At 58.4% G+C, this 19876-nt stretch carries 19 protein-coding genes; 9 read left to right on the plus strand and 10 right to left on the minus strand.

All coding sequences use genetic code 11. From position 1 onward, the window contains the following. Positions 1 to 901: 901 nt before the first annotated feature. Positions 902 to 2092: a tyrosine-type recombinase/integrase gene (locus tag DTW90_RS31045; RefSeq protein WP_246665119.1), complete on the plus strand. Its 1191-nt coding sequence runs from the start codon at positions 902 to 904 to the stop codon at positions 2090 to 2092. A gap of 86 nt (positions 2093 to 2178) precedes the next feature. Beyond that, positions 2179 to 2478 (plus strand): hypothetical protein, encoded by a 300-nt coding sequence (locus DTW90_RS31050; RefSeq protein ID WP_132528357.1) that lies wholly within the window; start codon positions 2179 to 2181, stop codon positions 2476 to 2478. Positions 2479 to 2964: 486 nt separating this feature from the next. On the opposite strand, the gene DTW90_RS31060 is transcribed toward DTW90_RS31050, so the two are convergent. Continuing rightward, positions 2965 to 3225, minus strand: a complete 261-nt coding sequence (locus tag DTW90_RS31060) for a hypothetical protein (RefSeq protein ID WP_149343386.1) — start codon at positions 3223 to 3225, stop codon at positions 2965 to 2967. 161 nt (positions 3226 to 3386) lie between these two features. Between DTW90_RS31060 and DTW90_RS31065 the strand changes: the two genes are divergently transcribed. Further along, on the plus strand, positions 3387 to 3716 hold the full coding sequence (locus DTW90_RS31065; protein ID WP_149343388.1) for a hypothetical protein: 330 nt from the start codon (positions 3387 to 3389) through the stop codon (positions 3714 to 3716). 543 nt (positions 3717 to 4259) lie between these two features. Here DTW90_RS31065 and ligD read toward each other — a convergent pair. Together ligD and DTW90_RS31085 are read right to left on the minus strand one after the other, a co-directional pair. Then, the gene (ligD, locus tag DTW90_RS31080; RefSeq protein ID WP_149343391.1) at positions 4260 to 5306 is read right to left on the minus strand and encodes a non-homologous end-joining DNA ligase; all 1047 of its coding nucleotides are present in this window, start codon (positions 5304 to 5306) and stop codon (positions 4260 to 4262) included. 422 nt (positions 5307 to 5728) lie between these two features. Next, positions 5729 to 6355, minus strand: a complete 627-nt coding sequence (locus tag DTW90_RS31085; protein WP_188080111.1) for a phosphatase PAP2 family protein — start codon at positions 6353 to 6355, stop codon at positions 5729 to 5731. Positions 6356 to 6821: 466 nt separating this feature from the next. Here DTW90_RS31085 and DTW90_RS31090 point away from each other — a divergent pair, with 466 nt between their 5' ends. The 6 genes from DTW90_RS31090 (at position 6822) to DTW90_RS31115 (ending at position 10850) form a co-directional block, all read left to right on the plus strand. Further along, positions 6822 to 7034, plus strand: a complete 213-nt coding sequence (locus tag DTW90_RS31090; RefSeq protein ID WP_132527591.1) for a hypothetical protein — start codon at positions 6822 to 6824, stop codon at positions 7032 to 7034. 386 nt (positions 7035 to 7420) lie between these two features. Continuing rightward, positions 7421 to 7606, plus strand: coding sequence for a hypothetical protein (locus tag DTW90_RS31095; protein ID WP_132527593.1), 186 nt, complete (start codon positions 7421 to 7423; stop codon positions 7604 to 7606). Positions 7607 to 8086: 480 nt separating this feature from the next. After that, entirely contained in the window at positions 8087 to 8347 is a 261-nt protein-coding gene (locus DTW90_RS31100; RefSeq protein ID WP_246665120.1) for a hypothetical protein, read from the plus strand. A 462-nt stretch (positions 8348 to 8809) separates the two neighbouring features. Next, the gene (locus DTW90_RS31105; RefSeq protein WP_132527601.1) at positions 8810 to 9310 is read left to right on the plus strand and encodes a hypothetical protein; all 501 of its coding nucleotides are present in this window, start codon (positions 8810 to 8812) and stop codon (positions 9308 to 9310) included. Positions 9311 to 9486: 176 nt separating this feature from the next. Then, positions 9487 to 10128, plus strand: coding sequence for a hypothetical protein (locus tag DTW90_RS31110; protein WP_149343395.1), 642 nt, complete (start codon positions 9487 to 9489; stop codon positions 10126 to 10128). Between the two features lie 320 nt (positions 10129 to 10448). Further along, entirely contained in the window at positions 10449 to 10850 is a 402-nt protein-coding gene (locus tag DTW90_RS31115) for a hypothetical protein (RefSeq protein WP_149343397.1), read from the plus strand. 560 nt (positions 10851 to 11410) lie between these two features. On the opposite strand, the gene DTW90_RS31120 is transcribed toward DTW90_RS31115, so the two are convergent. From DTW90_RS31120 to DTW90_RS31150, 7 genes are all read right to left on the minus strand, one after another. Continuing rightward, positions 11411 to 12478, minus strand: a complete 1068-nt coding sequence (locus DTW90_RS31120) for a DUF1173 domain-containing protein (protein WP_149343399.1) — start codon at positions 12476 to 12478, stop codon at positions 11411 to 11413. Between the two features lie 147 nt (positions 12479 to 12625). Further along, positions 12626 to 15022, minus strand: coding sequence for a type IV secretory system conjugative DNA transfer family protein (locus DTW90_RS31125; RefSeq protein WP_246665121.1), 2397 nt, complete (start codon positions 15020 to 15022; stop codon positions 12626 to 12628). Continuing rightward, positions 15007 to 16083: a P-type DNA transfer ATPase VirB11 gene (virB11, locus tag DTW90_RS31130; protein WP_246665122.1), complete on the minus strand. Its 1077-nt coding sequence runs from the start codon at positions 16081 to 16083 to the stop codon at positions 15007 to 15009. Before virB11 ends, DTW90_RS31125 begins: the two co-directional genes overlap by 16 nt. Then, positions 16043 to 17305 carry a type IV secretion system protein VirB10 gene (gene virB10, locus DTW90_RS31135; protein WP_132527609.1) on the minus strand — a complete coding sequence of 421 codons (1263 nt, stop codon included), beginning with the start codon at positions 17303 to 17305 and terminating at the stop codon, positions 16043 to 16045. The genes virB11 and virB10 overlap by 41 nt, the downstream gene beginning before the upstream one ends. Continuing rightward, positions 17295 to 18125: a TrbG/VirB9 family P-type conjugative transfer protein gene (locus DTW90_RS31140; RefSeq protein WP_245513103.1), complete on the minus strand. Its 831-nt coding sequence runs from the start codon at positions 18123 to 18125 to the stop codon at positions 17295 to 17297. The genes virB10 and DTW90_RS31140 overlap by 11 nt, the downstream gene beginning before the upstream one ends. Then, on the minus strand, positions 18122 to 18853 hold the full coding sequence (locus DTW90_RS31145; protein WP_149343400.1) for a type IV secretion system protein: 732 nt from the start codon (positions 18851 to 18853) through the stop codon (positions 18122 to 18124). The genes DTW90_RS31140 and DTW90_RS31145 overlap by 4 nt, the downstream gene beginning before the upstream one ends. 17 nt (positions 18854 to 18870) lie before the next feature. Further along, positions 18871 to 19875, minus strand: coding sequence for a type IV secretion system protein (locus tag DTW90_RS31150; RefSeq protein WP_132527613.1), 1005 nt, complete (start codon positions 19873 to 19875; stop codon positions 18871 to 18873). Between the last annotated feature and the right edge of the window lies 1 nt (position 19876).

The following is a 19876-nucleotide window of genomic DNA, read 5'->3' on the forward strand; positions in this document are numbered from 1 at the left end:
TTTGTCTTATGAGGTTTGCAAAGTCCACAGGCAGCGATCCGCGGCCGTTTTCTTTTGTGGTGCATGATTTTCCCCGAACACGGTCGGTGCGCCCCAATGGCGCACGCGCATGTGTCGGAGATGGGAGGGACGAGTTCTCATAAGACATCACATAGCACGATCATGGCCAGCAAAAAACCCACCGGTTGGTAGCCGGTGGGTGCGCTTGTGGTGACGGTGGTGATAAAGGAGCCCGGCCGCGAGGCCGAGCGGCGCGCAGATCGCGCCTTAAAACTGTAGCGGGCGACGGCGTTGTGAAGCCACCGCCACCCGCCCGACCCGACGTGTCCAAGCACCGGGCCGCCCCGCGGGGTTCAGGAAACTGGCTGCAGTACCGATCCGAACACGTGCCTGTAGGGCCGGTCGCCTTTGTCGAAGAGGAAAATCTTATAGACCTCCCTGCCCTTCGCCGAGCGAGAGCGCTCCAGGACGACGGCAGGGGTTGATGCGAATATAACCGTCTGTCCAACGGTGAAGCGGTATGTGGCGACGTAGTTGCGGACGACTCGTCTGCCTAGCAGCGAGCGTGGCAAAAGACTTCTATTGGCGTGGGAAATCGGTGCGTGGACTGTCATGGCGCTCCTCGTTGCGTTAATGCTGTTCATTTGTTACAACACGATACAAAATACATCGACTTTCGACGAATTCAATAACTTTTACATAGGGTTGTAAAAAATGTCTATTACCGCTGCCCAATGCCGCGCCGCGCGTGGCCTCATAGGCTGGTCGCAGGGAGATCTTTGCGAAGCGGCGGACGTCGGTCGGGCTACGCTTGCCAATTTCGAGCTGGAAAAAAGCACTCCTTACGAGCGCACACTCCGTGATGTCCGCGCCGCCCTCGAATCGGCCGGCGTCATGTTCATTGACCAAAACGGCAATGGTCCTGGCGTTCGTCTACGGGATCGAACGAAAGGGACTTGATATTAGGCTGCCGCGGCTATCCTTTGATGCGCGGCACACCAACCGCAGCATTCACCACATCGAGGAGACTTTTGGCTCAACGACAAAGGAGAATGCTATGTGTTCACAAAGACTGAAGGGTTTGGCCAGGGTTCGCAAGCGCCCCGCGACAGGCAAGACCATCTACTACTGCTACGCCTGGCGCGGCGGGCCGCTCTTGCGCAACGATAGCGGCCCAATCCAGCCAGACGATCCGGCACTGCCCGCCGCCCATCAGGAGGCACATGAGCGACGTCGAAATCCCAACTCGACGACCATGGGCGGCCTTATCACGGCTTATCGCGCATCTGCAGATTTCAAACTGAAGGCGGCCCTGACAAGGCGCGAATACGATCGCTACCTCGACGATCTCCGCAGCGAATTCGGTAACCTCTCCATCGGCGATCTTGAAGCAAAGGAAACTCGTGTCCGGTTCAAGGCCTGGCGTGATGCCATGAGCGATCGGCCAAGAACAGCGGACTACGCGTGGTCCACGCTGTCCAGGGTACTCTCGTTCGGTAAAGACCGTGGCATTCTTTCCGTCAACATCGCCGAGCGAGGCGGGCGTCTCTATCGCGGCAACCGGCGCGACAAAATATGGAACTCGGCGGATATCAATGCCTTTCTGGCTGTTGCACCTCGCAGTCTTCAGCTCGCGATGCAGCTTGCAATCTGGACTGGCCAACGCAAGGCCGACCTGCTGAAGCTCAAGTGGAGTCAGTGTACTATTGACGTGATCCGCCTGAGGCAGGGCAAGACCGGCGCGCGGGTAGCCATTCCGATAGCCAAGCAACTCCGCGCTGAGCTCGACTTAGAGCCCCACGTCGCCGAGACCGTCCTGACGACAACGCGCTTCAAACGACCGTGGACGTCCGATGGATTCGACACGGCCTGGAAACTGGCGTGCAAAAATGCGGGCATAGAAGATCTGACCTTCCACGACCTGCGGGGGACTGCCGTCACTCGCCTCGCGTTAGCCGGATGCACCGCAGCCGAGATCGGCGCGCTGACCGGACACGCGATGCGTGACGTCGATTTGATTCTAGATGCGCATTACCTCGGCGGGCGCCCTGAACTAGCGCGGCGGGCGATCGAGAAATTGGAAGCCGTCTGAAGAGGAATGATTGCTCCGCATTGCATCACTACGGAACAAAAGCCAACCGGCCTCCATTACCCCTGTGACTTTTAGGAGGAAACAATATGGCTTACGAACCTAACGACCCTAACCGACCAAATCTGAATGATCCGAACCGCCCGGCTTCAGATCCGGAATTCATCCCAACGCAGAGACGATCTGGCATCGCAGCTTGGGTTGCTATCATCGCCATTGTCGCGGTGGCGGCCTTTGCGTGGTCGCAATGGGGTGGCACCGGAATCGACCGCAACACGACCGCTTCCACTACGGCAACTCAACCCGCGCCGGCTACGCCGGCGGCTCCTACTGGCAATACCGCCACACCTGCACCGGCGCCCGCAGCACCTGCCAACAACGGTCAGTAATGTGGCTTCTCGTTGACGCACCATGGGAGCCCGTCGTCCTGCATGACAGCAGACGACGGGCTTTTGCAATCCAATTGAAAAGCCGCCGCATTGCCGCGGACGATCAGCCGCGTTTTTGAGGCTCGTCGCCCTCCCGCCTAGCTAACTCCGCCTCGATCAACTCTCTAACGAATTGTGACCGCCGATTTTTCCCGACCAGCGCGTCGATTCTGGTGCAGGTACCTTCTGGCAATCGCACCAGCACCGCCTCCAGATCGAGCCGCGGCCGCCCCCTTCCTCTACCATTATCGTTGACCATCAGTCGCCCCGATTACCCATTAAGTGACATCACTTATTCCCATATTAAGCGATATCACTTAATCCTCCGTTGATGAGAACAGAGGAGGCTTGATGCTGACACAGCACGGATGGAAGGCGGCCAACGATAACGAGAAAAACCTTCGACGCCGCCGCTGACAGCTATCTGAGGATGGGCGGATCGCAGCGCTACGTGGCGCCGGTCGTCGAGTATTTCAGTGGGAGATTGGTGGCGACGATCGTCTCCACCGAGGTGCGGCAGACGGGGATAGAGGTTTTTCCTATCTGCAAGGCTGCCACCATTAATCGGCAGGTGCTGACGCCGGCGAGAGCAATCCTCAACCATGCCCACGAGTTGGGATGGTGCAGCGCGATCCGTGTTCGCTCCTTCAAGATCGAAAAGCCAGTAAAGCTTCCGGCAGTCAACGGCGAGTGGATGAGCAAGTTCATCAGCCAGGCGGACGCCGACGGCCTCTATCACCTGTCCGCCGTCGTCTTCTTTATGCAGGACTGTGCAGCGCGCGTGTCAGAGGCTTGCAACGTCTTGGGCGAACACGTCGATATCAAAAACAAGACGATAAGGCTGGCAAAGACAAAGACCGAAGAACGCGATGGCCTATCTCACGTACGAGTGCGCCTACCGCATCGCCCACCTGCCGATGAAGGACGGCGAGCGGGTTTTCCGCTACTCATCGAGGTGGTCTGTGAACGATCGCATTGCCGCGGTTTGCCGACGGGCGCAAATCGATTACCGGCCGTCGCACACAATAGGCAGACGCACATACGCAACGCGAGCGATCAAGCTTGGCGTCCCGATCAAGGTCGCGATGGACGGCGGCCGCTGGAAAACGCCGGCCGTGTTTCTCGGTTATGTCGACATCGACAATGCAGGTCGGATCGTTGCGGAAAAGATCAATTCGCATCGATATTCGAACCTCTAATTGACTCCGCTCAAAATGAGAACATAATAGGAACAAAACTACGGAGGTTTTCATGAGTGATATTGATCGCCCTGCCCTACAGCGCGCGCCCGAGCTGATCGCGCATCGCTGCCATTGTGGTGCCTACGCTGGGTTCGGGTTCTCCGCGCCAAGTCGGCGCCATCAGATGGAATGGTGGTGCTGGGCTCATTATCCCCACAAAGACCCCGACGCCCAGCGCGGGGCTGGTACGGTCGCCGAGCTCTTGGCGTCTTAGATGAGATGAGTGAAGTGCCTGAGCCGCGCTATCGTTGGCGCAAGACTTGGCCGGATGAAGCCGACCGCGACAGCTGGAAGACAGATTTCCAAGGATGGGATCGGCAGATCCCCGTCGGGCGCATCCGCTACGAGGCGAATGGTCTGAAACAAGGTTTCTGGCAATGGAGCGGGCACGGCCCGCGTGTGTGCCAACGGCTATTGCCACATCAAGGCTACGAGACAGACCCACGAGTAGCGGCGTTAAGACGGAAGACTATTACGATCGGCTGATGGCTCATAACGGGATCATCCGCTAGCGATCTGAAAAACCGCCGCGTTATCCTGTTTTTCCCTCAACCCCTTGTAGGAGGCATGGCGAAGCTTGCCATCATCCGTCCAGGCTCGGTACTCGATCTCGGCGATGAGCGTCGGTTGAACCCACACGACGCCCTTCCTCTTCAAATTGATCGGTGGTGTCACCGTCTTCAAACTGTCGAGATCGGCGGGGAGCTTGATCGTCGCTCGCTCTTTGAAGCCGGTCCCTACCCCGCCGACATAAACGAGCTCGTCACCTCGATAAGCGGCCAGCAACAGCCGGCCGATGCCACCGAGTGCCGCGGTCGACGGCTCATAGCCGACGATGAAGAAGCTGTCGCTCTGGATGCACTTGACCTTGACCCAATCGCCGAGACGGCCAGATCGGTAGGGCGCATCACGCCGCTTTGCGATGACACCTTCCAGGCCGTGCTCGCAGGCGGCATCAAAGAGCGCCTGCCCATCGCCTTCGAATTCTTCCGAAAGCCGAATACCGCCGGCACGATCCTTCAACAAACCTTCAAGCATGTGCCGGCGGTCGCTCAGGTCCATCCACGAGACGTCATGACCATCGAAGTAAAGCAGATCGAAGGCAAAAAACACGGCTTTCGATGCGTGACGCTCTCCGCTCCGTCCGCCGAGGGCCTGCTGCAGGGCGCCGAAATCTGATCGGCCCTGCTCATCGAGCACGACCGCCTCGCCGTCCAGGATAGCCGTCGTTCCGATCGAGGCCGCCTCTTCGGCAATCGAGGGGAAGCGATCGGTCCAGTCGTGCCCGCCGGGGGTGATGATCCGGACGCTACTCGGCTCAACGTGCACCGCTAGCCGATAGCCGTCCCACTTGATCTCGTAGAGCCAATCCGGCCCGATCGGCACTTTTGGCTTCAACACCGCTAAGCATGGCTCGATCCTGTCGGGCATTGGATCGAATTGAAGTTGCGGTTGATCCAGATCGAGCGGTCTGCGCGGCCGACTGCGCAGCGGAGCGTCGGTGTTGCGAAGGAGCGGTTGGGATGACTTACGCGGAACCTTTGTCATGTCTCGAAGTGCAACAGAGATCGGTCGAAGAGTCGAGTCGATTGGGAACTTTCCTTCACGCTGGAAATTAAATTAATGCTTACGTGTCCCCATGTAAGCAGAGCCAGGCGCCCTTGTTCCACCAGCATCACCCCGAGTGCCTGGCTCGTTTTCACGGGCGGGGTTGCCCCAAGAACTTCAGAACGATTGCTACTGTCGCTTCAGGGCATCACCCGACTGGGGAATTTCCCCGACCGCGCACCGGCCTATGTACTAGCTTGTCTGGAGAGACTGAGAGTAAGTCGCCACCTCTGGGGAATATGCGATGGGGTGGCGACACCAAATTAACGGCTTTTTAGAAACCGAGGTGCTTATGCCCGTACTTGGGCGTGTGGGTGAGCCGACTCTTCATGGCGACCGCTCAAAAAAAGCCAACAATGTGCTTACTCAGCGTGGGACAACTCGTATCCTTTGACAGTTGGCGCTGCCTCTCTGACCAGGACCTTCACCGATGAGATGCACAGAGCGGCAATCAACCCACCAGCGATGACATCAACAAGATAGTGGTTTGCGTTCGAGATTGCCGCAGCGGCCATAAATACGTTCAACAGCACAATCGGGTACCTAATCACCGGCACTTTCCAAACTGCCCAGCCGCAAAGAGCGGCTACACCAGCGTGCACGGACGGGAACGTGACAATGCCCGCAGCCTGGCTAAATGTAAAAAGGAAGCGTGGGGCATTTCGTACGGCATTGAATTGATCGAGAAAGAAAAATGCGAAGTGAGCGTCAATATTGTGGAGGTCTCTCTGATGAACGCCATACGTGACGTATGTCCCCAGCGCAGGGAACCAAGTCGAAATAATGCTAGAGACAAAACAAATTAGCGCATAGGAAACCACCATGGCATAAGCGCGCTCGGCACGCCCGATAGCTGCAAGCAATATTGGCAGACCCAGAAGTTGGAAAGCAAATGATTGGTAGGCAATTCCGAGCGTAAACGCTAGCCACGGTACCGAATCCACAAAATGAATGAAGCCGAACCAAGAAAAACCGAGTGCAGAGTCCATGCTCGACAGCCTAGCATCTGCCAGAGGCATCGCGATCCACGCTGCTAGATATGTGGAAATAACGACTGGCACCGTCAAGAGAACGCCAAGGAACGCACATTCTCCAATGCTTCGAAGCCGCGGCATGTCTCTCGCAGAGCAGTAGGCGCTGATGAATACAGCGCCCAGCCCCATTCCCGCCACCAGAGGTGCGAAGGAGCTATAATCAACGGGAAAGCCAGACAAATTTATCAACGAATATGTTGCGGAATACGCCAATATGGTCAACATCCACAGGGCAACACGGACCTTATGCAGAGAACATGGCATTCTGTCAGCTCCGTCTCCGGCCACGGCCGACCAGAAGTGGCTTGCAGTCGACCGTATTTATTCATCGAAAAATTGTATTATGAGCGATAAAACTACGCGTATTAGATTAAGAACTGACTATTCAGAAGTTACCAGATCTTGCCCAAGGCGAGCCGCTATGTACGAGGATTATCTCAAGCCGATGTTCTGGGGTGTGCTCATCTTCGCGTTGACCGGCGTGCCGGCTCTGCTTTTGGCGAAAGCGACCTTCGTGGCGGCGGTCTTCGTAAACAAATACTACCTGATAGCGTTGCCCATCGATCTCGTGGCGTGGATTGTGACCAGTCTGTTACTGATCCGCCTGGCCGAAAAGTGCTTTCGGCTCAGGTAGCCCCACCCCTATACGTGGTGACGGAACTTTCCCGCCCAGCAGAGCTTTGATTATCGCTTACATCCCAATGTGAGCAGAGCCAGGCTCGATCATCGCTGTTCCATCCCGAGGAGAGCCTGGCTCACCGCCCCTTGCTTCCCGCGCGGATGCTCGGGAACAATCTGAGCGCCGGCAGGTTGGGAATAGCTTGTATTCCTTTGCAAGCAGAGCCAGGCGCCCTTGTTTCCGCCAGCATCACCGCGAGTGCCTGGCTCGTCTAGCGGAAAACTCGCGTGCCGAATGTTGTCGGGGAATGCATATGGCTAAAGATGCCGATCAACCCAGCCGCTCTGATTGTGACATTCGCCGTTTGATAGCGATATTCTGCTTCACAGAGAGGTGAAACGATGAAACTGACGAAATCTGAAGTGTACCAACGCCTTGAGGCTGCCCTCGCGATACTTGGGGAAGAAGATTCCGAAGACGCGGAGGCTGATATGAGGCTCAGCACCGTGCGGATTCTGTTGAAGCATGCAATTGAAGAGCCGGCGGGGGAATTCGACAATGTCGCCCATGATATTACCGACAACTGACGTTGGCCCGTCGCTTCCTTGGGTCTCTTTTTGGTCATAGGTGGCGCCACCAGCTGGCAGCCGCCGCGGAATTGATTGGCAATAACCCGCGTCTGTGAGCTATGGCTGTACAGGCCGTTGTTAGTTCTCGCTGGAGAACAACTTACCGGCCTCGTCGGAGCCCGCTTTGTACCCCTCTGCGGGCTCCGACTGCCGCAGCTCTCGCTGTCCGCTACAAACCTCCCAGAATGCCTAAATTAGTCCTAGACGCGACATCGAGAACGATAAGCGAACGGAAGGAATACATTTCGCTCGCTCTCAGCCACGGCCCTCACCCCATGGCCAGACTTCGGTCCGATAGCTCGTCTGGATGATTTTCCGAACTCCCGCCCGCACTATTTCTCTTCCTATCGCCAGGGGACCAAGGGTCGCTGCCTCGGGGGAAGTATTGCGTTGTGGCAGCGATCCCCTCACTCTCACCTGTCGTAACGGGGGGCGGGCATGTTGAGGCGATATATTCATCCATCTGATCTTCCGCTCTTTTCGGAGGATCTCGATCGTTGCCAGAAGGTATTCGATATTGTCCGCGAAGAGTTGAGCATCGAGCGGGGAAGCGAAAAGGAAGAGGTTATCGCGGCCTCAATCATTCATTTCTATAAACAAGGTTTGCGAGACGAGATGCAGTTACTCATTTGGCGCGGACTGCCACGATCAGCTGAACGCTCGCCGCCCGTAATTCAAGTTGGCGAGTATGCCACTTGAAATTTCGCCAAAAGCGGGCATTCTTCGCGCGGGCCGACTACCCACCGGCCCACCTGCTGGAATGCTTGCTCTTACCCCGCCCTTGTGCGGGGTTCTTTTTGTCTCCCCTTTCCCAGGGTGCGCGATGGCGGAACTGGATATTAAAATCCATTGTTGGTGGCCCGGGTCGACGTTTGCGCGAATCCCGGCTGCTTTGATCCATTGGTTTGGCAACTACCGCGGGTTAGCTCACCGCCGACTCGTTCGAGGAAACTACTGAGACTTAATCGAAATCCCTCGCCGCTGGGACGTCTGGTCGAAACACCATTGCGACAAGGGATTTAAACTTTTCGCTGTATCCGAATCCAGATGGACATGGCACCTCGGAAAAATTCGAGGCCGTTCCCTGAATCCTAAGGGCATGTCGAAGATGCTATGCGCGAGTCAGTTAACGATTCAATCGAAACATGCGCGAAAATTTGAATGACCAGCCCGTTTGAAAAGCTTTCGGAAGTGATGACGCCTGCCCAGGTGGTCGCGGTATTTCAATCCAAGGGGATAATCATCTCCGAACGAACACTCCGAGAGCGCGCCCGCGGAGTGGGTGCGTATCACACCATCGGAAAAGCAATGTTCTTTCTTCCCGAGGACCTTGAAGCACTTATCGAAGCGTCGAAAGCGAATCCGAAAGTTCATCACTCCTCGGGACAGTTGACTAAAAAAAGTGCTCCGGCCCGTACGAAAGTAGTTCGGTGTCTACCTCTGGATGCGCGGGAGAAAGGCGTTTTACGACAATTGTATGGGAAGGGCCGCAATTCGAAAGTGCCGACCGGCGAACTTCGAAACTGTGGACCGGATACCGAGGAACGGCTTCTTGCTCGTGGATTCATCAAAACCTGCCCGATGAAGAAATACCCTGATCGCGTTGGATTCTATACGCTCACCGAAGTTGGTTTTGCCGCCGCATCGAAGGAAACGGGGTGAGCCGGCCGCGTGTCTTCCTAGGGTAACCATCATGCACTCACAGGACCTTAGTCCGTCTCGCGTCCGACTGGAGCCCAATGTGCAATTGGTAATCGGTCGCCTAGCTTAACATCAGATTCGATCGCGTGTTCACGACACGCTTCCATGCTTTTGCTTCTTCGAACGGGAGAAAATCTATGCGTCGGTTTACCTTGGCATCTGTGGCCGTCCTCACCCTCGCTTTCGCCGCCAGCTCGACCGTTATCGTCGGGTTTGACACCGTCGCTCTGGCCAAGGATGGTGGAAATGGAGGGGGGAACGGTGGCGGAAATGGTCACGGGAACGGTGGTAGCAACGGCAACGGTGGCAGCAACGGAAATAGTAGCCAGCACAGCCAGAACGACAACTCCGTACGGGGCAGTCTTCAGTCTCGAAAAAGCGCCCAGGATAATGACGACGCGGACGACGACTCTTCTTCCAAGACTGTAAAGACGGAAAAGCCGACGAAGGATAAAAGCCTTCACGCGCAGCTTGCGGGTCTGAACTCTCTAAATCGGAACTATCGGGCGTATATGAACTCATCCGATCCCAAGATGACGGCAATCTCCGCCTATGCCGTCGCCTACGCCCGCTATGAAATCGACAATGGCACCGAGCCTTCCGCGCTCGATCCGGCGCTCGGCGATCAGGCGCTGGCGAGAGCCCTGGCGTCGTCGACGAAATCAGGCACCATCAGCCCCGCCGCTCTCTCGGAAGCCAAAAACATCCTCGGTGTCGGCGCCACCAACGGAAAAATTGACCAGATACGAGACGCGATGGAAAGGACGTCAGCAGATTGACAAACCGAGGCGCGTTCTAGCAGCCGACCTAGCGCCGCGGGTTAGAGTTCGGTCCGACAGTCGGACTGAATGATTTCCGTGACCCGCCGGAACGGGCGCATTCTTACGATTACATGCCAAAACGACAGATCCTATCGAGACACATCCGTCAGCGGAAGGCCACACTCAAGTGGCAGTCTCCTCAATGAAGATAGAAAAAATTCACGCGGTTCTCCATGGTCCAGCGGGCGCAAGAGGAAAGGCCGATTCATCGTGCAGAAAGGTGCTTCTGATATATTTCCCAGGTCGATGAGGGTCGACACATCCAAAGAAAGGGAAATATGTATATTCGCACAATTATTTCTGCATGCACCCTTTTGATTCTGCCGGGTATCGCGCTGGCAGATCCGACAGGAACTTTCAAGGTCGTAGGCAAGAATGCCGATGATGGCAGCACTTATACAGGTACTGTGAAAATTACCCGCACCGGCGCGACCTATAAAGTCGTTTGGAATATTGGCGGGACCGAATCCGTTGGCACCGGCTTGGGTTCCCGCTTCGATGGGCATGACATCGAGTCCGGCCACGCTACTGCCGATGATACCGGCATCTCCGTTGGATATGTCAGCAAGGACTCGTACGGGATCGCCGTCTATTACGAACAGTCAAACGGCAATTGGGAAGGGGTCTGGAGCTACGGAGGATCGAAGGGTGTGACCAACGAAACCTGGATTCCAGAGTAATCGGGGAAGTTGCGCTTTTTGGCGTTGAGGGTGCGCCACCAGCGGCGCATCCTTCGGATGCCAGACTATGCCCGGACAGCGCTTGCAGGATCGGCCCGCAGCCGGCGGCTCGGTAGAGGCAACGCCGGAGCAGTCATCATCGTGAAGTGGCTTCCGGGTTTGTCGCTATCGTTTTGCATTTAACGGGGTCTTCCTCACTTTGTGTGGTTAGAAATCGTTGATAGCCACGCAGCTATGACGAGTATGCGTACGAAACCAAAATGGTCGCCCGGTCCGGGCATTAGGGTGCAAAGCGTAGTGTCCAACGGCGATGGCGATTGGGTTGTGTCAGCTTGCGGACCAGAGGCGATCTTAGCAAGGTGAGCACGCGGCAAAATTCTCGGGCCATTCGCTGCGTGCCGGTCTTGCCTCCTCGGCCGAGGGCGGCTTTCCATATTCGACCGAGGCATCGCCACCATTATGGCCTCCTGGTTTCGATATCTTATCGTCTTCATATCGCAAATATACCGAGTCACCTCGCTCGAAATTGTACTGGAGCATCTCGTCAGCGTGACACTCCTTTACGGCATCATTGGCATGTCCCCCTCACCCACATGCCAAATCCATGTTCGCATTTCCGGCCGCGCATCGATCATACCAAGGAGTGCGACCTCGTAAGCCTCGTCGGCATCCGCCGGCACGATGAACATTGCAACGGGATCCGGCCGCGGCTCCGGTAGGGTGACGCTGACCACCGGCTTGTCGGGTGACAAATTGAAGCGCAGACCTTTCACGCTTTTACGGCGCAGGCGAGCCAGGCGTTCGAGCAATTGCCGTTCGTGCGCCGTCTCGAAGGGAATCCAGTTTTCGGTGGTGATCATGAGCGCCATCTCCTCGACCACAGCGAGCCCAGCCGCGTTGAGACCGAAGGTCAAAATGGTGACGATGTGAAGGGCCGGATCGGCATTCCAGAAGGCGAACTCGTTGGCAAAGATCTTCTTCAGCCGCTTCCATGTTTCTTCCTCGATCACCAGTTGATAATCCGGCATATGCTTGACGACCAGGCGGCGGCCGCTTCGCGCCTCGGCAAACTCCTTGACCTCCCCGACAAGAACCATGAGCTTGCGTTTTCCGGTTCCGCTGTTTGCGAGGACACCCAGAGTCATTGCCCTCCGGGCCGCGATCGCCGATTTTTCCTCCGGATGAAACACCTCCGGCACGAACAGAACCTCGGAGAACGACCCGCTGCTGACGGTCATCCTTCGGGCTGCCTCGATCAGGCTGGCGCGCACGCGACCCCAGCCTCGCTTGCCCGCCCAGGCGGCCGTCCATTCGGTCAGTTCGCCCTCGTGCCACAGATAATGGAGCAGAGCGCGCAGGGAGAGCCGCTTGCTGGCGTTTTTCACGGTATCGGAGAGGGACGGTTCCGCCACGCGCGCTGGCCGAGAGCCGGTCTTTGCCAGCGGAAAATCCAGCCTTAGCGCTGCGACACCCTTCTCTTCATCGATCCGAATGGCATCCCCGATCAGGGAGCCCAGCCCGGACAGCTCGTGCGGAGGCTGATAGGCGCCGCAGGAGGGATCATGGCTCCCTCCCGAAGAGGGCATACGCTTGATAAGATGCTGTCCGTCGAAGCGGGCGATATACATTGCAACGCCATCAGGCCTGCAAAGCAGAGCGGCCGGAGCTTGCGAGCAAAAGCGTCCGCGAGCGCCGCCGCCAGTTCCGGCGCGTCCTCCGCAAGTTCGATCCCGTCGATCCGATACCGGCGCATGGGTTTCTCCTTCCGACTTCGCTCAAGGGCTTTGTTTGGCGGTCGCGACATCCGCCAACCGTAATTCCTTCACCTCTTCCGGTTCGCTCATCGATTGTTCATAGCGGGTCCGGAGATTCGTGAGTGCACGCGACAACGCGCTCGCGTCTCCAGCTCGGCCGGCATCGATCTCATCCCCTAAAAATTCTTCGATCTCGGCGAGGACGGTGCTTCCATCCTGGAAAAACACTTGCAGCCGATTGTCTTCGTCGTCTTCGGTTTCCTCGGCGATCGGAACGCCGGGCAGCGGCATTCCTGAAGAAAAGTAGAGCTCCGCCCCATTCGTAGTCCGTTCGAGACGCGCGGCAATCGCGGCCCACCGCGCGGCGGTGATCGCGTCTCGCAAGGGCCATACTGCGTCCAGCGCAGCGGTGCGGGCTTGGCGTGCTGTTGTGTCTAGTCTGCTCCGGTTGCCATGCAGCGCACCGATGGTGTCTGGCGCGGTTCTCAGCCGGAATAAGAGGTCGGCGACTGCCTGATCGTCAGCCGAGATAATCGCCTGTCTATAGGCGTGCATGAGGCTCGCGGGCTCGGAAAAGACCCCACGTGCCCGCATTAGGACAATATCATCATGATCGGGGCCGACAGTTACAAACCGCGCGACTTTTTGCGTCATGTCCGGATCTGATGCCCTCGGCCTTGCCTCAAACAATGGCCATTCCACCTGCAACGGTATCTCGGGAATGGACAGATCCCTGGCATAGGCCTCGACCTGCCGGCGCCGGGCGATGAACCTGTCCTGGGTGTAGAAGTTCATCTTATTGAGAATGGCGCCATAACCGCTACGGATCTGCAGGATCGTTTTCTCATCATCAAGGCGCTGGACCGCATCGGGATCCATCAGTGGAACGAGCTCGAAACGCCCCTGCGATGCCGTCTTCGAGCTCAGCACGCCTCGATTTCGCCCCCACCCTTCCCGCTCCTCATATTTCCGGCCCAGATGGGTGGAGACGAAACGCGCGGTGGTCTCGTCGCCAACGGCAATGAAGAGCTTTATGTCCATGTTGCCGATCAAGGCATCGCGGGTCCTCTGGCCATAACGCTCGTCGATCTGCGGGATGTTCTGGGCAACGAGCGCGATGGTCAAACCGTATCCCGCCACCAACGGCGCCCGTTTGACGATCTCTGGAAGACGCTCGAACTGGTAGAACTCGTCGAGCATCATCAGGATCTTGTGCGGCTCTTCTGGGCTTGGCAGCCGACGCAGCATGACATCGTGGATCTGCTGGATCAGGAGACGGATCAGCGGTTCCACCGTCCCGAAATCCGACACGGGACTGGCGATAAACAACGAAAACGGCCTGCGCCTGAGATCGCGGATATCGAAGTCGCTCGCCGCACAGGCCTCGGCCATCAGCAGATTGTTGAAAGGCCCGAGCACTGTCACGATGTGTCCCTCGAAAGACGGTCGCTGATCCTCGTCACGTCCAAGATGCTGCCGGAAACCGGCGAGGATAAAATCGTTCAGCTCGGGTTCGCCCGCGATGATTGTTTCAAGCACGTCGGAGAATGGCTTGCCCATTGAGAACAATCGCAGGACCGAGCGCAGGTGCCGCCGCCCCTCCATCGTCCTGGACTCGAGAACGTAGCCGATCAACGAAGCCATCAGGCCGCGGGCCGTCTGCTTCCAGTAGCCCTCCTCCTTCTCGCCGATCGGCAGTAGGGTGGTTGCGAGATTGATGAGGTCGGTCGAGCGCTCCGGCCAGTCCCGCACAAAATCCAATGGGTTCCAACGGTGCGAATTCTTTGATCCCGGCGCGAAGACGAAACATTTCTGGCCCATCGCGAGGCGGGCCGCGCCGGTCAGCGCAAAGTTCTCCAGCTTCACATCGAGAACGACCACCGAGCCCCGATATTCGAGCAGGTTTGTCATCACGAACCCCCTGCCCTTGCCGGAACGCGACGGACCGTTGACGAAGAAATGGCTGTCGCCGCTGTAGCGGATGTCGATAGCCTTCTTACCCTTGCCGAAGGTGCCGAGCAGGATGGATTTTCCGGGGTCGCCCTGGGTCAAGCCGCTCTTTTCCAGATCCTTCAGCGTTGCGAAGCGCGAACCCTCGCCCGGTGGGCGGACCTCCCAGGGACGGAAGATCAAAAGCAGAATGCCGCCGGTGGTGACGCCTGCCTCGATCAGCGTCGCGATCGCGGCCACGCCGATCAGACTGCGTACTTTCGGGTTTCCCAGGTAGACCCAGGCCTGCTTGACCGGCATCAACAGGTCGTCAGTCGTAAAACTCCTCCACATCGTCGTGCTTCTCAGGAGGAAGAAGCTGGCCGCCGCATAGTTGGTGGACCATGCGAAGAATAGGGCAGCAGCGGCAAGGAATGGACCGGCGACGATCAGAACGATCTTTTCATAGCGCTTCATGATGCCGACCATTTGTTGAAGTAGATCTCCGTGACACCACGCTTCATGGTGACCGGATCGCGGCTGATCTGCACCACGACCGGCGCGACAAACCGGACGAATTCGAGAAGCTCGGCCTTGGAAAGGCCAAGGCCAGCCTGCATGGTTGCCATCGCCAGACGCTCATAGGCGCCGAGGGGATTGTCGGCATGCAGCGTCGACATCGAACCGGGATGGCCGGTATTGACTGCCTGCAGGAACGAGAACGCTTCCGCGCCGCGAATCTCGCCCATGAAGATGCGATCGGGCCGCAGGCGCAAGGCGGCCTCGAGGCAGTCCTGGATGGTGGTCTTCGCTCTGCCCTGCCCGCCCTTGGAGGCGATCAGCGCCAGCGTGTTCTGATGGGGCGGCCTAAGTTCGCGCGTGTCCTCGATGGAGATGAGCCGTTCCCAGAGCGGGACATCCTTCAGCAGACCGTTAAAGAACGTGGTCTTGCCCGAGGAGGTGCCGCCGGAAATCAGCAGAGTGACGCGGTTTTCGACGGCGAATCGGAACCAGTCGCGCCGTGCCGTCGGCGAAGGATCGACCAGACGCCCGACCAGCTCGCGGTCGAGGTCGGAAAGATCGGCGATGGCTCCGGCCGGGCCGGACACACGAACGCTGTCGAAACCGCCAAGCGCGATATAGTCGTCGAGGCTTATGTCGCGGATGACCTGCTTGCGGATCGCAAAAGCGCCGCCGGCGGCTGCAACCGGGGCCAGCACCGCCTGAAACCGCTCGCCGTGGGGCATGGCTGCCGATAGCAGCGGCGTCTCTTCGTTGACACTTTGCTGGGTGGAGCCGGCGATCATCTGGGCGAGGCCGCGGATCGCCCGTTCGTCGAGGCTAGCTACCGTATGCCGGACCATTCTTGCCTGGTCGGCGCGCTCGACCCAGACTTCTCCGGGACAATTGCACATGATCTCAATGACGGCAGGATCCTCCAGCAGGGAGCGAATGGGTTGCGCGACCTGCCGGAAGAAGATCGGAAGGGATTGCCAAAGCGACGCGCCTTCAGCGCCTCTTTCCGGAAAACTGGGCGCGGCGAAGCTCATTGACGGCCTCCTTCACGGGATCGGGATAGAGCGTGGAGAAATCGAGATCGCGGCGCACGAAGACGACGATCTGGGTTCCCTGATCGACATAGATGGTCGGTGGAATATTGATCGAATCTTTCAAGGCAGTGTTTGCCATCTCGGCCATGGTTTGTGAGATGGTCTGCTGCGCCTGGGTCTGCGCGTCGGACGCAGTGGACGAGGACGACGATGACGTCGAACTGCTGCCATCAGTATTGAGGCCGGCAATGAAGGATGAAACGCCGCCGACGAGACTTAGCACGGCGGCAGCACCAAAACGCTCGAGGTAGTGCTTGTCGACGATACCCGGCAGGCCAGACCTGCCAAGATCGTCGGCGCCGTAGGAGCCGAGCGAAACCGAAGTACCGTCAGCTCGCAGGGCCCGTGTCCAGACGATCAAAACTCGGGTCTGGCCGCGGGCGATCCCACTCTTGTATTCGCCGGTCAGCATCGTGCCCTTCGGCAGCAGGATGCGGCGGCCATCGAAGGAATACACGTCGCTAGAGATGACCGCCCGAACCATGCCGGGAAGATCCGACTGGATCGCGGTTTCGAGGACGGCGCGGATGAGCGTGCCCTGGGGGATCAGCGCATCGATGCGATCGTTGCGGGTCGCTCTCACTGTCTCTACATCCTGCGCCCCGATGGCAGCGACGAACTTCCGGTTCGGATCGTCGTCTGGCGCCCCGACATCCGCCGTCGTGTTCGATGCGTTCGTGCCCATAAGGGAGCCCGCCGCGTCTCTCTGTTGAGCCTGGTCGACCACCAGCATGTTCGAGCGTAGGCGGGCCTGACGAAGCTCTTCGGCCTTTCTGGCGCGCTCCAGCTCTTCCGCCGCGCGGCGAGCCGCGCCGTCGTCAACGGGCGGCGCAGCGATAACCACCGGCTGGACCTTCTGCTCCGCCTCGGCGGGCGGTGGAGTGATCACCAGTCTGTTGTCGTCCGGTTCCGGGGTGGGCCTGGGATCCGTGGACCTCGGATCAAGGTCCAGATGACCAGAACGGCTGGCTGTTTTAAACTCTTCTCGCGTCGCATCGCGGGCCCCCGTTCCGCGCTCGCCGAACGAAACATAGGCGGCGTAGCCAAGAATGGCGAGGGCAGCGGAGCCGAGGAGGATGGGTAGGAGCTTCCCGCCCTTGCTACGGGTGGGACGCGCCACTGTTTCGGTGATCTTTGCCTCTTCCTCGAAATCAATGGCCATTGCCGCCTCCGTAGTGGTCGTCGGCAGCCATGACGACGGGTTGTCGATGTCCGGTTTTTTTGAGATTGAAGACACAAGTGGCGACGTCGCCGTTGCGCAGGGTCCACTGGTCCGCCACCTTGTCGATGACGATGTAGTCGCCCTCGCGCCGGAAGTTCACGAGGCTTTCATGGCCGTCCGACTTGACGGCGAAGAAAGCCGGCAGTTCACCGGAAAACTGGAAAAAGGTCTTGACGCCGTCATCGAACATGGCGGTCGGCCTGTTATCGACAGCACCTTTGTAGCCATAGTCGTAGTTGAGCCCGGCGGAGTTGGCGAGTGCTGCTTTGATATTCGGCATGGCGGCGATTTCCTTGGCTGTGGCCAGGAGTCTCGCGTTCGCTACGTCGTCCGGATAGGCGAAGCGCAGCTTGATGACGGCATTGCGGGTATTGCCGGGCGTCGCACCCGTCAGCATGAAGTTATAGACCCGCTTTGACGTCACGACATTCATGTTCGTAACCGCGTTCGGCTCGAGCGGCTTGATGAACAGGTACTGTCGCGACTGGTCGGGCACGGCCTGCCACGCGACGCTGTCGCCCATGGCGACCGTTGCGATCTTCTCGTCGTCGTTGAAGACGATCATGGTCGAAACGCCCATCATCCCGGCGAGCTGGATGATGTTGTCCTGCTGGAAGGGAACAGTGCGGATCCGCGCATCGGCTTTGACCGCCTGTGGCAGGCTTTCTGCCCTGGCAAGAGAGACAACGATAGTGAGCAACAGCGTGGCGATGAGAAACAACTTTATCTTTTGGGCGATCAATTTCTTATGCTCGATCACTGGCGATCCTCGGTCGAGCTGACTGTTTCCTGATCACGCCGGTATTCGGTGACCTGAAATCCCAAGGGATTGTCGAAGCGCCAGTCGTTGCGCATCGGCTCGGATGTGTATTTGAACCGGACGTTGGCGACCCAATGGTCGGTTTCAGATGCCCCCGTCTGGCCGTTTCGGGTTGTCGAGAACCGCACCGCGGCGGTCTGTTCGTTGAGGAAAATGATGCTTTTGATCGCAACAGAGATCGTGGTGTTCGCGCCATAGAGCTTGACGGGGTTGTTGGGATTGGAGCCGGAATAGGTATTGGCGAGATCTTGCGCCGCCTTGCCGGTCGAATAGAGCGAGGCCAGGTCGAAATTATCCCGCAAGCCCTTTGGATCGTAGGTTTCCCTCGCACGGATGAAGCGAACGATATTGGCCCGCGTCACGGCCTCGTTCTGGGTGAGGTCTCCTGCTTCGGAAAGCGGACGGCTTGCCTCGACATAGCCGGTGGTCTTGTCGACTTCGAGCACGACGACGTCGAAACTCTTTAGCGGCAGGGTTGCCCATAACAGTCCGATCATGGCGAGGAGAGCAACGCCGAGCGTGATTGCCACGACCCGCCAGACGGCGCGCGAGGCGGCGACCGAGCGATAGACGGATATTTCCCAGCGCTCGCCCTCCTGATAGTAGCGGGGGTCGATGGGCGGTAGCGCCGTTGACGTCGTCGCACCCGTATTCTCTTCTGCTTCCATTCAAAATCTCCTGGACATCATTTGCGGGCGTTGATCGCCGCCGCCATGACCTGGGCGGCCGCTGCGCTGCCGTCCGAAATGGTTGGGGTCCCTCCGGGAAACCCGCCCCACAACGCCCGGCTGGCACGCCATGCGTCTGTCGCGCCCAGATGGGTGCCTGCGGCGATCTTGCGCAATCCGGAGCTCGCGGAACCGTCGATACGTGGGCCGCCGCCTGCGATCGCCGCGGCAAGCCCGACGACTTCCTTCAACATCAGGGTTGTCGCCAAGCACATGAAGATGAAGGGGGTGACTGTTCCGAGTGTGGGCTCCCCCGATTGAAGCGCGGTCACGGTATTTCCGAGCAGGGTCGTCATCAGGCCAAGCACGGTGTAGACGAGGATCGGCAGCAGCGAATAGGTCGCAAGCGATCGGATCCAGCCGTCGACGACCCCCGACGTGATGTTGAAGAGGGCGCAGCAGATGACGATCGGACCGATCCCGAGCAGGATGAACATGGTCATCTTGCCCATGATCAGGATCACCGCCGCAGTCGCGCACAGGATCAGCACGAATATGATGATTGCGCCGGCAACGAAATAAAGCCAGAGGGCAGTTACGCCTCCCTGCGCAGCCACCGCAGACGCGCCTGCCATGCCGGCATGCCAGATGTCGGAAAGGCTCTGGCCCATCGAAGCCCCGCCCGTCCCGCAGCCCTCGCCGCCCGCAGCCTCGCACACGACGGTTGCGACAGCATTCGGGGCTTCGACGAGCGGTGTGACGATCAGCGGCTGGTAGGTCGCCCAGGTAACGATCAGGCTGTAGGCGATGAAGGCGCGACCGAACTTCCAGACAAAAGCGCCCGCTGTCATCGGCGCCCGACCGAACAGCATCTCGTAGCCCCACCAGACGACATAGACGGTGAGCGCGGCAAGGAAGAGCGGGCCGAGATAGGTGGCGAGCGGCTCGTACATGCTCTGCACAGCAGAGGTTCCCATGCTGTCGACCTTGCCGAACAGCGTATCGAATATGTCATTGGCCATG

Origin of the sequence: Neorhizobium sp. P12A (assembly GCF_008365395.1) — a bacterium.
Classification (GTDB): domain Bacteria; phylum Pseudomonadota; class Alphaproteobacteria; order Rhizobiales; family Rhizobiaceae; genus Rhizobium.

What these genes read in the sequence shown, in the direction of transcription:
- DTW90_RS31095 (WP_132527593.1), top strand. Translation starts at nt 7,421, where the DNA reads ATGAAACTGACGAAATCTGAAGTGTACCAACGCCTTGAGGCTGCCCTC.
- DTW90_RS31150 (WP_132527613.1), bottom strand. Translation starts at nt 19,875, where the DNA reads ATGGCCAATGACATATTCGATACGCTGTTCGGCAAGGTCGACAGCATG.
- DTW90_RS31125 (WP_246665121.1), bottom strand. Translation starts at nt 15,022, where the DNA reads ATGGTCGGCATCATGAAGCGCTATGAAAAGATCGTTCTGATCGTCGCC.
- ligD (WP_149343391.1), bottom strand. Translation starts at nt 5,306, where the DNA reads ATGACAAAGGTTCCGCGTAAGTCATCCCAACCGCTCCTTCGCAACACC.
- DTW90_RS31115 (WP_149343397.1), top strand. Translation starts at nt 10,449, where the DNA reads ATGTATATTCGCACAATTATTTCTGCATGCACCCTTTTGATTCTGCCG.
- DTW90_RS31110 (WP_149343395.1), top strand. Translation starts at nt 9,487, where the DNA reads ATGCGTCGGTTTACCTTGGCATCTGTGGCCGTCCTCACCCTCGCTTTC.
- DTW90_RS31050 (WP_132528357.1), top strand. Translation starts at nt 2,179, where the DNA reads ATGGCTTACGAACCTAACGACCCTAACCGACCAAATCTGAATGATCCG.
- DTW90_RS31085 (WP_188080111.1), bottom strand. Translation starts at nt 6,355, where the DNA reads ATGGACTCTGCACTCGGTTTTTCTTGGTTCGGCTTCATTCATTTTGTG.
- DTW90_RS31100 (WP_246665120.1), top strand. Translation starts at nt 8,087, where the DNA reads ATGTTGAGGCGATATATTCATCCATCTGATCTTCCGCTCTTTTCGGAG.
- DTW90_RS31105 (WP_132527601.1), top strand. Translation starts at nt 8,810, where the DNA reads ATGACCAGCCCGTTTGAAAAGCTTTCGGAAGTGATGACGCCTGCCCAG.
- DTW90_RS31120 (WP_149343399.1), bottom strand. Translation starts at nt 12,478, where the DNA reads ATGTATATCGCCCGCTTCGACGGACAGCATCTTATCAAGCGTATGCCC.
- DTW90_RS31060 (WP_149343386.1), bottom strand. Translation starts at nt 3,225, where the DNA reads ATGAACTTGCTCATCCACTCGCCGTTGACTGCCGGAAGCTTTACTGGC.
- virB11 (WP_246665122.1), bottom strand. Translation starts at nt 16,083, where the DNA reads ATGAGCTTCGCCGCGCCCAGTTTTCCGGAAAGAGGCGCTGAAGGCGCG.
- DTW90_RS31090 (WP_132527591.1), top strand. Translation starts at nt 6,822, where the DNA reads ATGTACGAGGATTATCTCAAGCCGATGTTCTGGGGTGTGCTCATCTTC.
- DTW90_RS31145 (WP_149343400.1), bottom strand. Translation starts at nt 18,853, where the DNA reads ATGGAAGCAGAAGAGAATACGGGTGCGACGACGTCAACGGCGCTACCG.
- DTW90_RS31065 (WP_149343388.1), top strand. Translation starts at nt 3,387, where the DNA reads ATGGCCTATCTCACGTACGAGTGCGCCTACCGCATCGCCCACCTGCCG.
- virB10 (WP_132527609.1), bottom strand. Translation starts at nt 17,305, where the DNA reads ATGGCCATTGATTTCGAGGAAGAGGCAAAGATCACCGAAACAGTGGCG.